This is a genomic window from Roseibium algicola, assembly GCF_001999245.1.
GTDB lineage: Bacteria > Pseudomonadota > Alphaproteobacteria > Rhizobiales > Stappiaceae > Roseibium > Roseibium algicola.
In genome coordinates this window covers 2,852,581-2,866,218 of sequence record NZ_CP019630.1, presented here as the reverse complement: position 1 = coordinate 2,866,218, position 13,638 = coordinate 2,852,581, and the positions used below count along the sequence as shown (strand labels likewise).

Genomic DNA, 13,638 nt, shown 5'->3' with positions numbered 1-13,638 from the left:
CGGCGGGCGAATTTGTTAGCCTGCAAACAAAGGCGCAAATTGTGCGCTTTTTCTGGACAAGCAGAAATGGCTTGGCTAGAAATTCAGCATGAGCAAATCAGGACGTGAAATCGAGCTTAAGCTCGAGCTGGAAACGACGGCACAGGACGCTTTGAAACGCGCCGGTTCCATAGACGGATTCACTGCCAGCCGCGCCGTGAACAAGACGTTGCAGTCGATCTATTTCGACACGCCGGACCAGGCGCTTCGCAAGGCCAGGATTTCCCTTCGCGTACGCAAGTCCGGCAACAGCTGGGTTCAGACCGTCAAGCTCGGCACGGGCGTCATGGGCGGCCTGTCCTCGCCGGTGGAAGCCGAACATCCGGTCAAGGGCCGTGCGCTCGACTTTTCCGTCATCGAAGACCCCGCCGTCCACGACCGTCTTCTGGAAATCATCGGCGATGCCCCCCTGTCGGAGTGCTTTGAAACGGTGATGAAGCGCACCGTGCGCAATCTGACCCGGGACAGTGACGGCACCTTCATCGAACTCGCCTTCGACAGCGGCAATATTCTGGCCGGCAGCGGCAGCCAGCCGCTGACCGAACTCGAAATGGAACTGAAGTCTGGTCCCAGCCTTGCCCTTTTCGAGGCGGCCAAGGCTCTTTTGAAGGACATCCCCTTCCGCTTTTCGCCCTATAGCAAGGCCGAGCGCGGGTACCGTTTTGCCGAGGGTACCGCGCCTGCGGAACGGGCACCCTATTTTGCCGAGAATGTTTCCTTCGACAGCGGCATCACCACCGAGCACGCCTTTCGCGACGTGCTGCGTTCTTGCCTGACCCAGATTTCCGAAAACCGGCTTGCAGTCCTGTCGTCGGACGATCCGGAAGGCCCGCATCAGCTACGGGTGGGCCTGCGCCGCCTGCGCAGTGCGTTTCGCCTGTTCCGGCCAATCCTGAACCCGGCGACCATGGCACCGCTCGACAGGACGGCGAAGGTCATTGCCACCGAAGCCGGTTCCCTGCGGGATCTCGACGTCCTGGTAGATGAGATCGTTATGCCCCTGGTCGACAAGGCGCCCGGAACCCTGTCCTTTGACGCTCTTCTGGGAAATCTCAATGCCCTCCGGGACGAAAACACCCGCACCACACTGACGGATCACCTGAAATCGGAAGAGGTCAACGGTTTCCTGCTCGACCTTGCAGCCTACACGGAAGGGCGCGGCTGGCTGGACCCGGAAAACTTCGGCCAGACGCAGCTTCTGGCCCAACCCGTGGAGACTCACGCCGGCGAAGCTCTTGCCAAGCAGTGGAAGAAGGTTCTGAAATACGGCAAGCGACTGGAAGAACTTACCGTTCCCGAACGCCACGAAATGCGCAAGGCGATGAAGAAGATGCGCTACGGCATCGAATTTTTCGGCTGCCTCTATCCGAAAGACACCGTGAAGCCCTTCCTGAAGCGGATGAAGAAGCTGCAGGATATCTTCGGCTATCTCAACGATGTCGCCATGGCCGAACAACTGCCGGTGAAATGCAAGGTCAGCGGGGCAAATGCCCTGGCAACCAACCAGGCCATCGGTTTTGTCATCGGCTGGCACGAGGCCCAGTGCCAGGCCATGTGGCAGCACGCCAAAGGGTATTGGCAAGCAACCCGGGAAACACCGAAATTCTGGACCTGACGCTTATCACCGGCCCGGTTCGATCGTCAGAATGTCCGGAAAGGAAACGGGGGCGAAGGCTCCGGTCAGCTTGAAGGTGGTCAGGTCTTCCTCGCGCGAGACCAGCTGGTCCTGACGGGCCAGCTCGGCGATGGTCTCCTTCAGGGTTTCGATCTCACGCAGGATGAACGCCCCCGTGTCCGGCAGCATGCGGCGGGAGAGCGTGAAGAACAGGGACTGGTTGCCACCCGGATTGGCTATCACCTGCCCTAGAAAGCGCATGTTGATTTCCTTCAGCAGCGGGATCAGCGGCCCGTCCGGACGGAACCTGAAGGGCTCCTTGCGCGTAATCTTGATGCGGTTGCCTGGATGCACTTCTGCCAGCCCCAGCGCCTCCAGCACCCGGCCCAGTCGGAACATGTCCTCTCCCGAGAGATCAAAACGGCGCTCGATTTCCTGTTGCGGGATCGGCTCACGCAGCAGGATGAAGAGGTAGAACAGCGACGGATCCGCAGCGAGGCGCGCTTCCGTTGCCACCGGCAAGACGCTTGCCTCTTCCGAATTCCGCTCTGCCCGGTGCAATACGTCCGCCAGCGGCACCTCCAGAATTTCGCAGATCTCCAGCAACCGGCTTAGCTTGCAATCGTGCCCGGCGAAGATCCGCTTGACCGTCGGCTCCGATATTTCCATCCGGCTTGCGAGATCCGCATAGGTCATGCCACGTGCCTTCAGCACGCCCTGCAAGATCTTGAAGGTATCACCGCGCATATTCCTGATCCCGAATTCGACAGTTTGAGTATCGTTTTTTGATACCAGATCATCATCAATTGCAAGAAAAGTTCGCCTTCTGCAGGAGAGATCCAGTTCAACTTTGCGAAAGGACTTCCCATGCAGACCTTCAAACCCCTGGCCGCAGCGCTGCTGTTCGGCCTTTCAACGCTCCCCTCATCAGCCGGTTCACTCTGGTCAACAGACGGCTTCGACATGCCTGAATCCGTAGCCTTTGACGCTGCGGCCAACCGGCTCATCGTCAGTGTCATGGAAGGCGCGCCGAATGCGGTCGACGGCAACGGCCATCTGGCGCTTCTGTCCACGGACGGGAAAATCATAGATGCCAAATGGGCAACCGGAATGGACGCTCCCAAGGGACTGGCGCTGATGAACGGCAAGGTCTTCGCGGCCGATCTCACCAGTTTGCGCGTTGTCGACGCCCAGACCGGCAAATTGCTGCAGTCATTGCCTGCAGAAGGCTCGGTTTTCCTGAACGATGTGACCACCAGCGGCGACGAAATCTTCGTTTCCGACATGATGACGAACACCATCTGGCGTTACGCAGATGGCACTTTTGAAAAATGGCTGGAAAGCCCTGAGCTCAATCACCCCAATGGCCTTTACTGGGACAACGGCCGCCTGCTTGTCGGCGCCTGGGGCAAGGGCCTCAAGAACGATTTCATCACTGAAGCACCCGGCAGCCTGCTTGCCATTGATCCTGCCACCAAGGCTATCAGCGTCGCGGCGCGGGACATCGGCAACATCGATGGCATCGCACGGCTGAACGGCAAGCTCGTCCTCAACGACTGGATCAACGGCAAGGTCTTCAAGATTGATGCTGACGGTAAATCGAACGAGATCATGAGCGAACCAGCCGGCCTTGCCGATATTTCCGCCCACGATGACGTCCTTTACCTGCCGCATATGCTGGAAGGCAGGATCGAAGCGGTCAGACTGGACTAGCACCAGCCCCTGCAAACGCTTCATCGCACGGGTCAGACGGCAACAACGGGTTGGGCATCACGTGCCCCGCCCGCCCCTTGCGACCTTACGACCTTACGACCTTACGACGAGCAGCCCATCAATTCCTGATGTACGCACCTCAGTTTATGCTACCTTCCACGCAGATTGGCCCAGTGTTCGGCAAGTCGAACGCAGGATCAGCCGCCGGGCGAAGACCGGCAGTGCTGGGCCACACAGGGATCAAGGTCGAGGGATAGCGTGATGGAAGCCTACAAGATCAAACCGGAGTTCGTCATTTCGGATGAGGAAACGCTCCGGAGCCACTATTCCGAGCTATCGCCGCTGGCAGCAAAAAAGTGCCTGGGCGCACTGGACAAGCATGCTCGGGACTTCATCGCCCGCTCGCCGTTTCTGTGCCTCGGCACGCAGAACACGGACGGCAAGGCGGATGTCAGTCCGCGCGGCGATCCGGTCGGCTTCGTCAAGGTTCTCGACCCGCAAACGCTTGCCATTCCGGACCGTCCGGGAAACAACCGCCTCGACAGTCTGGCCAATATTGTCGCCAACCCGAATGTCGGGCTCCTGTTCCTGGTTCCCGGGTTTGACGAGACCTTGCGCGTCAACGGCAGGGCAACGCTTGTAACCGATCCGGATCTTCTTCAAACCATGAGCGTGAAGGACCGTGCGCCCAAGCTCGCCATTGTCGTGAAGGTGAGCGAGGTCTTCCTGCATTGCGCCAAGGCGTTCCGGCGCTCACACCTCTGGGATCCCGAACACCAGCAGGACCGCAGCGAAATGCCATCGCTTTCCAAGATCATTCTGGACCAGACGACCGGCGCGCCGGATGAAAAGGAAATGCAGAAGCTGGATGCTGCGCTGGAGGAGACCTACCGGAAAACGCTTTATTGAGCGGATCCCGCACAGCGATTTCACCGGCAGGAGCCAGACCGCAGAGGAGCGCTGACGCTCCCCTGCATCACCTCATGCCCTAAGCGGCCATCTCAGGCCCGAGCCGCTTCAATCGCCGACGCCATGATGTCCAGCCCCTGATCGATCTCGTCATCCGAGATCGTCAATGGCGGGGCGATGCGGAAGACCGCGCCCATGGCCGGCAGTTTGACGATGTTCATGCTGAGCCCGCGTGCCATTGCCTCGGCGCCGATCCGGTCTGCCATCGCGAGATCCGGCTGGCGGCTGGCCCGGTCGGTCACGATCTCCAGCCCGAGCAGCAGCCCACGGCCGCGCACATCGCCAACACTCTCAAAACGCTGCTTCAAGCCTTCCAGCCCGGCTTGCAGCCGCTGGCCCGCCGAAACAGCACGGCCGATCAGTCCATCCCGTTCCACCACATCCATCACCGCCAGTCCGACAGCAGCGGGCAGAGGATCGGACACGTGGGTGGTCAGGAACACGAACCCTTTCCGGTGCGCTTCTTCCTCGATGGCACGGCTCGTCAGCACGGCGGAGAGCGGCAATCCGGCACCCAGGGTCTTGGACAAGGTCAGGATGTCCGGTGTCACCCCGTCGCGCTGGAAGGCGAACATGTGCCCCGTCCGGCCGATACCGGTCTGGGCCTCGTCCAGGATCAGCAGCATCCCGCGCTCGTCGCACTTCTGGCGCAGTGCAGCGAGATAGCCCTCCGGCAATTCGATGATGCCGCCTGACGACAGGATCGGCTCTGCAATGAACGCTGCAAGATTGCCGGTGGACTGGCTGTCGACCAGCGCGAAGGCATCGTCCAGCTCGGTCTTCCAGTCCAGATTACCGTTCGCATCGGTAAACCGCGGCCGGTAGGCATTGGGGGCGGGGATTGCGAACGACCCCGGATTGACCGGCCCGTAGCCCCGCCGGTTGTGACTGTAGGTGGCGGAAGCGGCTGCCCCGGTCATGCCGTGCCAGCTCTTGGTAAAGGCCACGATCTCGTGCTTGCCGGTAACCAGCTTTGCCAGACGGATGGCGGCCTCGTTGGATTCCGCCCCGGTGGACAGGAGCAGCACCTTTTCCAAACCGGGCACAAGAGATCCGAGGCGCTTCGAAAGGTCGACGACCGGGCGGGACAGCATGCCGCTGAACAGGTGGTCGAGCTGGCCGATCTGCTCGCGCACGGTGCGCACGATATCCGGATGGGAATGCCCCAGGATGGAACTCATCTGACCGGACGTGAAATCGAGGATTGGTGCGCCTGAGCTGTCGTAGACATAACTGCCTTCGGCACGTTCGATGACACGTTGTTCGAACACAGGGCCATACCGCAGGACGTGATCCGACACGTCGGACCAGAACCCGGTATCCGTGCTGTTGCTGGCGCTTTCCAATGCCATGATGCGTCTCCTGATCCGGCCGGCTGAATTGACTGCAGCAAGTTTAGGAGAAGCCTTGCATTCAATAAAATTCATAATTTAGATTATGATATTCAATTGGATTTATATCTCATGCCTGTTCTGGAAATCGCCTTGCTGCGCAGTTTCATGGAAGTCGCCCGCAGCGGCTCGATCAGCACCGCAGCGCGGCAGGTCGGGCGGACACAATCCGCCGTCAGCATGCAGATGAACCGGCTGGAGGCGATTGTCGGCCAGCAGATCCTGCGCCGCACACGCGGGGGTGTGGAACTGACGGCAGCAGGGGACAGGTTTCTGGTTCAGGCGGAACGCATTCTTGCCGTCCACGACGAAGCACTTGCCACCCTGCCGGGGGCAGGCCTGCATGGCCTCATCAGCTTCGGCTGCCCGGAAGACTATCTGACCGCCTTCTTTCCCGATCTTCTGAAAGGGTTTGGCGCGCGGCATGGCGATGTCGAGATCGAGGTGGTCTGTGCTCCGACAACGGAATTGCACCTTCAGCTGCAGCGCAGGCGGATCGATCTTGCCCTGATTTCCGTTCCCGGCGAAGACGCGTCCACCCGCATCCTGAGGCCTGAAAGCTTTGTCTGGGTGGCCAATCGTCCCGATCCGGAGGTCCTGCAAAAGGATGTTGTGCCGCTTGCGCTTTCGGCGCCGGACACATTGGACCATCGCGCCGCCCGCACCGCCATGGACCAGGCAGGCAAGCCCTATCGCATCGCCTTTGCCAGCAATGGCCTCGCGGGCCTGTTGGCGATTGCCCGGTCCGGCCAGGCCATCAGTGTGGTGACCCGCTCCGCGGTGCCGCACGATCTCCACATCGTGGAGGCCGGCCTGCCACCACTTCCCGGCATCGGCGTCACGCTGGCTTATGCGTCGCCAAATCCCTCGGCTGCAACGCAGGCATTCGGAGAATTCGTGGCGGACAAGCTGCGCAGTCCGGCGACGAACTGACATCACAACACCGGACCGGGCAATTTCCGGTCCATTCGGCCGGCCTCCCGGCCCGGGTCGCCCGCATTTACCAATTCCACCTGAAAGGCGTGCGGTTTTCAGATATACTTCCTAGAGTGGAATTGCATTCCGTTTCGTTCCTTATTGCCTTGCGGTCGCCCGTTGTCGCGAAACCTCTACGCAGCGGTCCGCACCCCGCCATTTCACTGCATTGACCGGCCTTGAACCCATGGAGTGGTCTGATGAAGAAACCCGGCATTTATTCAACTTTCTTGATGCTTCCGGCGATGGCCGCAGGTTGTCTTGCAATCGACAACGCCCTGGCAGCCGACGGCCCCATTGGAGCAGAGGATGGACAGGTTACCCTTCCCTATGCGGAGCAGAAGTTTCGCGGTGATGTGGGCACGACCTATCTGAACGCAGCACCGGCCGAGTTTCCTGCGGCCGTATCAGCTCCCGAAGGAGCTCCCAACGTGCTCCTGATCCTGCTGGATGATGTCGGTTTCGGGCAGTTCTCCGCCACTGGCGGCGGAGTGCCGTCACCGGCGATGGACAAGCTCGCCGAGGAAGGCCTGACCTTCACCCGCTTTCACACAACGGCGCTCTGCTCCCCCACCCGGGCAGCACTTTTGACCGGGCGAAACCACAACGTTGCCGGCACCGGTGTCATCACCGAACTTGCCACAGGCTATGATGGCTATACCGGCATCATTCCGAAAGACACCGCCTCGGTTGCCGAGATCCTGCGCCAGAACGGCTATGCGACAGCCTGGATCGGCAAGAACCACAACACGCCGATCTACGAGACAAGTGCGGCAGGCCCGTTCGACCGTTGGCCGAACGGCCTTGGCTTCGACTATTTCTACGGGTTCATGGCTGGCGACACCAATCAGGTCCGTCCTTATCTTTTCGAGAACCAGACACCGATCGGAACACCGGACGGGGACGACTACTACCTCAGCACCGATCTCGCCGACCAGACGATCAACTGGCTGAAGACGCTGGAAGCCATTCAACCAGGCAAACCCTGGTTCGCCTATCTGGCACCGGCTGCAACCCATGCCCCGCACCAGGCCCCCAAGGAGCTGATCGACACCTTCAAGGGCAAGTTCGACATGGGCTGGGACGCCTATCGCGAGCAGACCTTCCAGCGCCAGAAGGACATGGGGATCATTCCCGAAAACACCGAGCTGACCTCCCGCCCGGGCAGCCTGCCCGCCTGGGACAGCCTGAACGACGACCAGAAGAAGCTCTATACGCGGATGATGGAGGTCTTTGCCGCCTACGGCCAGCAGGTCGACCAGGAAGTCGGACGCGTGCTCGACTATGTGGCCACATTGCCGGATGCCGAAAACACGATGATCATCTACATCGTCGGCGACAACGGGGCGTCCGCGGAAGGCGGCTTTGACGGCACCTTGAACGAGAATGCCTTCTTCAACGCCTATCTGATGACCACCGACGACATGCTGAGCCGGATGGACGAGATCGGAACGGAACTTCATTTCAACCACTTCCCGGCCGGCTGGGCCTGGGCGGTGGATGCGCCCTTCCAGTGGACGAAACAGGTAGCAAGCCACCTGGGCGGCGTACGCAACCCGATGATCGTGAAATGGCCTGCACGCTTCTCCAGACAAGGCGAAACGCGGACGCAGTTCCTGCATGTCATCGACATTGCCCCGACCATCCTTGAAGCGGCCAGCATTCCAGAGCCGCGCAGCGTCAACGGAACAACCCAGACGCCCATCCAGGGCAAGAGCTTCCTGAGCACGCTGGACGATGCCGGGGCCGAAGAAGTCCGAACCAGCCAGTATTTCGAGATGTTCGTGAACCGGGGCATCTACAAGGATGGCTGGTGGGCCGCTTCCCTGGCGTTCGAACCCTGGGATCCCGTGCGCGGCGCGTTCGATCCCTTCAAGGCCAAATGGGAGCTTTATAATCTCGATGAAGATTTCAGCCAGGCACGGGACATTGCTGCGGACAACCCGGACAAGCTTGAAGAGCTGAAAGCCCTCTGGTGGGCGGAAGCTTCCGCCAACAAGGCTCTGCCGCTGGACTGGCGCGGGGCTGAACGTTTCAGCGCGGAGGAAACCGGCAAGCCGAACCTTGCCGGCGATCGCACGAGCTTCACCTACGCGGGCGTTCTTGCAGGACTGCCGGAATCCTCGGCGCCAGACCTGAAGAACAAATCCTTCTCCGTAACCGCCCGCGTCAACATCGAGGACAACGCCAACGGCATGATCTTCACCCAGGGCGGGAACACCGGAGGCTGGGCGTTTTATCTCAAGGACGGCAAGCTGAAGGCGGCCCACAACTATATCGATGTTGCGGTCTATTCCGTTGAAAGCGATGGCACGGTTCCGGCCGGCGAGCGCGAGCTGAAGATGGACTTCACCTATGAGGGCGGCGAAGAAATGGGCAAGAGCGGCACCTTGACCCTTTCCGTCGACGGCAGCCCTGTCGGCTCCGGTCAAATCGCACAGACCACTCCGTTCAAATACTCGCTGTCGGAAAACCAGGATGTGGGAACAGACACCGGAACTGCGGTCACGACCGACTATCAGGCGCCATTCGATTTTCAGGGAGAGCTTGAAGAGGTTGTCGTGGACCTGAAGAAATAGCGTATCGGCGGCTCCGACCGATTGTCATCAACATCCGGATGCCAGGCCGGCGGGGATCAAGTGCCAGGGATCAAGTGCCGGGGATCAAGCGCCGGGCATCCAGGCGTAGATAGTGTCCAATGCGTCCTGCGAGACGAACCGGAACCCGCAGGCGAGGTAAAAATCATTGGCGGGACTGCCGTTGAGGGCCATCAGCCGGATCGGCAGTCCCGCCGCTTCTGCCTCAGCCTTCAGGCCCTCGACGATATCTCGGCCAAGCCCAAGGCCCTGAAAGGCCGGGCTGACATAGAGATGATCGAGATAGAAATGGTCGGCGTGCCTGCGCACGACGAAAAAGCCGGCTATGCCTTCTTCCACCAGGATGACCCTTGTGTCTGTGGCAACGAAGCTGCCCAGGAAACGGTCCCTGGCCCGGAGAGGGTCAAACCGCCCGACGGCTTCGAGGCTCGGCCGCATTGCCTCGACGCGAATGTCGGCAAGCCTTTCCGCATCGGCCTCAGCTGCCGCTTCAATCCGGTAGATTTTTCGAGACATTCGTTTCCTCGCCAACGGGAGACAGACGACACCTGCCGCATCTGATCGCCCTCACGGCGCGGGCAGTCTTGCAGACAGGCGTTCGACCAGCGCCTCTCCGGCAGCCTCGATATGTCGCCTCAGGATGTCGCAGGCTTCCGCCCCGTCCCGGCGGCGGCAGGCTTCAAGCAGGTCCCGGTGTTCCTGATGAGAGCGCCGGGTGTAGTCGAGCTGCGCCGCCGCAAGCCTCAAGTACCGGTCGCCAGCTTCATTGAGCGCGGCAATCTGTGCCAGCAGCCGCGGTCTTGCGCAGGGCTCATACAGCGCGAAATGAAACGCCTTGTTCAAGGCGCCGAAGTTTTCCAGGTCCGACGCCTCGGCCTTGTCCTGAATGGCTGCGGCCCGGTCGATCTGGCTGTTGGTCAGCTCCGGAATGGCAAGGCGCAAGGCCAGTGTCTCCAGCGCCGCCCGCATTTCATAAACTTCCCTGAATTCCTCCGGATCAAGCGGGGCAACGATGGCGCCCTTGTTCGGCGGCATCTGCACCAGCCCTTCGGCTTCCAGCAGGCGCAGCGCATCGCGAACAGGCATCCGGCTGGTCTCGAACAATACCGCCAGCCGTTCCTGGCGCAGCGCCTCGCCCGGCTTCAGCTCGCCCGAGACGATCTTTTCCCGCAGGGCATCGGCCACCCGAATGGCCTGATCTCCGGTTCTTTTTGCGCTTGTCCGCTCTGTCATCTGTCCGTCCGGCTGGGTCCTTCCGCCTTCGTAGACAATCAGCGACTTGACTGCAATCCGGCAAATATGTATCCAGTTTTTAAATTTGGATACAAAAAGGATATTACAGATGACCGTCTCTCGATTGAAGGACATTCCGGGAATTGGCGTGGACAAGATGGGACAGGCCGCCGATGACGCCGGAAATTCCGACATGCTTCGGCTGGAGAACCTGGATACGGACCTTCGCCCGCCGGAGGAGGCGCTGGAAGCAACGCTGGCTGCCATCGGCCGGGATGACGCCAACAGCTATCTGCCGTTCCTGGGCACGAATGACATCCGCAGGGCAGCAACCGGCCGGATATCGGCCACCACCGGCCAGCCCTACGACTGGAATACCCAATGCGTCATTTCGGCGGGCGGCCTGTCCGGCATCCTCAATGCCCTGCTGGCAATTCTGGAGCCGGGCGACGAGGTCATCATCACCGATCCCGCCTACGCGGGCCTGCTCAACCGCATCCGCCTGGCCGGCGGTGTTCCGAAGCTGGTTCCGCTAAGGGTGGTCGACGGCGGCTGGCGTCTTGATCTGGAAGAACTGCGCCGCGCAGCCAGCGCCAGAACCCGGGCCGTTTTGACCATGAGCCCGTCCATGCCGACAGGTATCGTCCACACGGCCGAGGAATGGAACGCCATTGCGGAAGTCGTGATGCGCACCGGCGCCTTCCTGCTGCACGACGCCGCCATGGAGCGCCTCCTTTACACCGGCAAGCCGGTGATCCACCCGGCCAGCCTGGATGGCATGGCGGAGCGCACGATAACGGTGGGCTGCGTTTCCAAGGAATACCGGATGATCGGCTGGCGGGTCGGCTGGACGGTCGGCCCCGCCCCGATCATGGCGGACATCGGCCTTGTCAGCCTCACCAACGTCGTCTGCCAGGTCGGCATCGCAATGCCGGGTGCCGCGGCCGCCATCACCGCGAAAGACGACGGCATCGCCACTGCAACGGCAACCTGGAAAGCCCGCCGGGACATCATCCTGCAGGCACTGTCGGACCTGCCCGTCGTGCGCCCGGATGGCGGCTGGTCGCTGCTGATCGACACCGCCGAGCTTGGCTACTCCCCGGTGGAAGCCGCCCGGTTGTTGTTCGAAAAGGGGCGGATCGCGGCAACACCGATGACCGGCTGGGGCAGCGCGGACATCGCCGGACGCTACCTGCGTTTCGTCTTCGCCAACGAGCCGACAGAAAGGCTCGGCGATATCCGCGAGCGGTTGCGCCTCGCCTGGCAGGTCTGACGGCACCTCCCCAGCCTCGACACCTCAGGAAAGCCCTGCCCGGGCTTTCTTCTTCTCTCACGCTCTACCGCCGGTCCGCACCGGTTTCCATCACCCCGCTAGTGCCCAAAGGCACAGCTTTCCTCGAAAGGACGAATGACTTGACTACCCGCATCCCAACCCTGGCCGCCTGGCTGTTCCGGCTTGCTGCTCTCTGGATGCTGATCGGACTGGTGCTCGGCATCGTCATGGCGGCAAGCCATGACCACGCGCTCTCGCCGGTTCATGTGCACACCAACCTTCTCGGCTGGGCAACCCTGGCCCTGACCGGCCTCCTCTACACGGTGATCCCGGCCATGGCGGACAACAGGTTTGCCCGCCTGCACTTCTGGCTTCATGCGCTTGGTCTGCCGGTGATGATGGCGGCGCTGGCCGCCTATGCGCTTGGCCATACGGCGATGGAACCCGTCATCGCGGTTGGTGCGATCGCGGTCACCGCCGGGCTTGCCTTTTTCACGGTCAACCTGTTCCGGACGCTTTGACCGGACGGGTTTCACCCAACTCGCCCAAGTTCCGTGTCCGGGGCCCGCAGTGGCAACACTGCGGGCCATTTCCGCTTGCCGACGAACCGGCACACAATCGCCGGCCTGTCTTGACAGCGTCACAGCTGGCCGTCCCTATATCACCAGTTGTGCCGGGGACGACTCGGCACCCCATCGGCAAACCGCAAGGAGACGGCGCATGAAGATCGGCAAGACCACGGTAACGGCAGCCTGCGCATTGGCCATCGCCTCGTCTGGCCTGCTGGCGCCACGCCTTGCGGATGCCTGCACCCGGGTGGTCTATCTCGGTGCCAGCGAGCAGGTGATCACCGCCCGCTCGATGGACTGGAAAACCGATGTCGGCACGAACCTCTGGCTGTTCCCGCGCGGCATGAAGCGCAACGGCGAGGCCGGTGAAAACTCCCTGGAATGGACCTCGAAATACGGCAGCGTCATTGCCTCCGGCTACGACATTTCAACGACCGACGGCATGAACGAGGCCGGGCTTGTCGCCAATGTGCTGTGGCTGGTGGAATCCGAGTATCCAGACTACGACAGCTCCAAACCCGGCCTGACGATCGCCGCCTGGGCGCAATATGTGCTCGACAATTTCGCGACCGTTGAAGAGGCCGTCCGCGCGCTGGAGGCCGAACCCTTCACGCTCTTCAGCGACAATGTTCCAGGCGAAGAACGCCTCGCCACCCTGCACCTGTCCCTGTCGGATGCAAGCGGCGACAGCGCCATCGTGGAATATATCGACGGCAAGCAGGTGATCCACCACAGCCGCGCCTACCAGGTGATGACCAACTCGCCGACCTTCGAAGAGCAGCTGGCCCTGAACCAGTACTGGAAGGAAATCGGCGGCACTGTCATGCTGCCAGGCACCAACCGTGCGGCGGACCGCTTTGCCCGCGCATCATTCTATGTCGACGCCATCCCGAGAACCGAAAGCCCGGTCGAGACGATCGCCAGCGTCTTCGGCGTCATCCGCAATGTCTCCGTGCCGCTCGGCATCACCACGCCCGACCAGCCGAACATCTCCTCCACCCGCTGGCGCACCGTCGCCGACCAGAAGCGCAAGCTCTACTTCTTCGAATCCGTGGTGACCCCGAACATCTTCTGGATCGACTTCAGCCAGGCCGACTTTTCGCCGGAAACCGGCAAGGTCATGAAACTCGACCTCGGCCCCAACCAGACCAACATCTACTCCGGCATGGCCAACGCACACTTCCAGGAAGCAGAACCGTTCCGGTTTCTGGGGCGATAGGACGCGGGAAGGGCTGCTTTGCGTCGTCAAGGCGGACTATCACTG

Annotated in this window: 12 protein-coding genes; 8 read left to right on the top strand and 4 right to left on the bottom strand. The window is 61.2% G+C overall.

Features of this window, described 5'->3' with window-relative positions; all coding sequences use genetic code 11:
* Window positions 1-88: 88 nt before the first annotated feature.
* The gene (locus B0E33_RS13395) at window positions 89-1,654 is read left to right on the top strand and encodes a CYTH and CHAD domain-containing protein (RefSeq protein ID WP_077291473.1); all 1,566 of its coding nucleotides are present in this window, start codon (window positions 89-91) and stop codon (window positions 1,652-1,654) included.
* Between the two features lie 6 nt (window positions 1,655-1,660).
* Here B0E33_RS13395 and B0E33_RS13390 read toward each other — a convergent pair whose 3' ends face one another.
* Window positions 1,661-2,401 (bottom strand): helix-turn-helix domain-containing protein, encoded by a 741-nt coding sequence (locus B0E33_RS13390; RefSeq protein WP_023002679.1) that lies wholly within the window; start codon window positions 2,399-2,401, stop codon window positions 1,661-1,663.
* A gap of 120 nt (window positions 2,402-2,521) precedes the next feature.
* Here B0E33_RS13390 and B0E33_RS13385 point away from each other — a divergent pair, with 120 nt between their 5' ends.
* Both B0E33_RS13385 and B0E33_RS13380 read left to right on the top strand, forming a co-directional pair.
* Window positions 2,522-3,367, top strand: a complete 846-nt coding sequence (locus B0E33_RS13385; RefSeq protein WP_077291472.1) for an NHL repeat-containing protein — start codon at window positions 2,522-2,524, stop codon at window positions 3,365-3,367.
* Between the two features lie 261 nt (window positions 3,368-3,628).
* Window positions 3,629-4,276: a pyridoxamine 5'-phosphate oxidase family protein gene (locus B0E33_RS13380; RefSeq protein ID WP_077291471.1), complete on the top strand. Its 648-nt coding sequence runs from the start codon at window positions 3,629-3,631 to the stop codon at window positions 4,274-4,276.
* A 92-nt stretch (window positions 4,277-4,368) separates the two neighbouring features.
* Here the strand turns inward: B0E33_RS13380 and B0E33_RS13375 are convergent, their stop codons facing one another.
* Complete coding sequence (locus B0E33_RS13375) at window positions 4,369-5,688, bottom strand: aspartate aminotransferase family protein (RefSeq protein WP_062486380.1); 1,320 nt, start codon at window positions 5,686-5,688, stop codon at window positions 4,369-4,371.
* 111 nt (window positions 5,689-5,799) lie between these two features.
* Between B0E33_RS13375 and B0E33_RS13370 the strand changes: the two genes are divergently transcribed.
* Window positions 5,800-6,660 carry a LysR family transcriptional regulator gene (locus B0E33_RS13370; protein ID WP_077291470.1) on the top strand — a complete coding sequence of 287 codons (861 nt, stop codon included), beginning with the start codon at window positions 5,800-5,802 and terminating at the stop codon, window positions 6,658-6,660.
* Window positions 6,661-6,902: 242 nt separating this feature from the next.
* On the top strand, window positions 6,903-9,281 hold the full coding sequence (locus B0E33_RS13365) for an arylsulfatase (RefSeq protein ID WP_077291469.1): 2,379 nt from the start codon (window positions 6,903-6,905) through the stop codon (window positions 9,279-9,281).
* Window positions 9,282-9,365: 84 nt separating this feature from the next.
* Here the strand turns inward: B0E33_RS13365 and B0E33_RS13360 are convergent, their stop codons facing one another.
* Together B0E33_RS13360 and B0E33_RS13355 are read right to left on the bottom strand one after the other, a co-directional pair.
* On the bottom strand, window positions 9,366-9,815 hold the full coding sequence (locus B0E33_RS13360) for a GNAT family N-acetyltransferase (RefSeq protein WP_077291468.1): 450 nt from the start codon (window positions 9,813-9,815) through the stop codon (window positions 9,366-9,368).
* A 51-nt stretch (window positions 9,816-9,866) separates the two neighbouring features.
* Window positions 9,867-10,532: a GntR family transcriptional regulator gene (locus tag B0E33_RS13355; protein WP_077291467.1), complete on the bottom strand. Its 666-nt coding sequence runs from the start codon at window positions 10,530-10,532 to the stop codon at window positions 9,867-9,869.
* Between the two features lie 109 nt (window positions 10,533-10,641).
* Between B0E33_RS13355 and B0E33_RS13350 the strand changes: the two genes are divergently transcribed.
* From B0E33_RS13350 to B0E33_RS13340, 3 genes are all read left to right on the top strand, one after another.
* On the top strand, window positions 10,642-11,805 hold the full coding sequence (locus B0E33_RS13350; RefSeq protein WP_077291466.1) for a pyridoxal phosphate-dependent aminotransferase: 1,164 nt from the start codon (window positions 10,642-10,644) through the stop codon (window positions 11,803-11,805).
* 140 nt (window positions 11,806-11,945) lie between these two features.
* Window positions 11,946-12,326, top strand: a complete 381-nt coding sequence (locus tag B0E33_RS13345) for a hypothetical protein (RefSeq protein WP_077291465.1) — start codon at window positions 11,946-11,948, stop codon at window positions 12,324-12,326.
* 199 nt (window positions 12,327-12,525) lie between these two features.
* Window positions 12,526-13,593 carry a linear amide C-N hydrolase gene (locus B0E33_RS13340; protein ID WP_077291464.1) on the top strand — a complete coding sequence of 356 codons (1,068 nt, stop codon included), beginning with the start codon at window positions 12,526-12,528 and terminating at the stop codon, window positions 13,591-13,593.
* Window positions 13,594-13,638 lie beyond the last annotated feature (45 nt).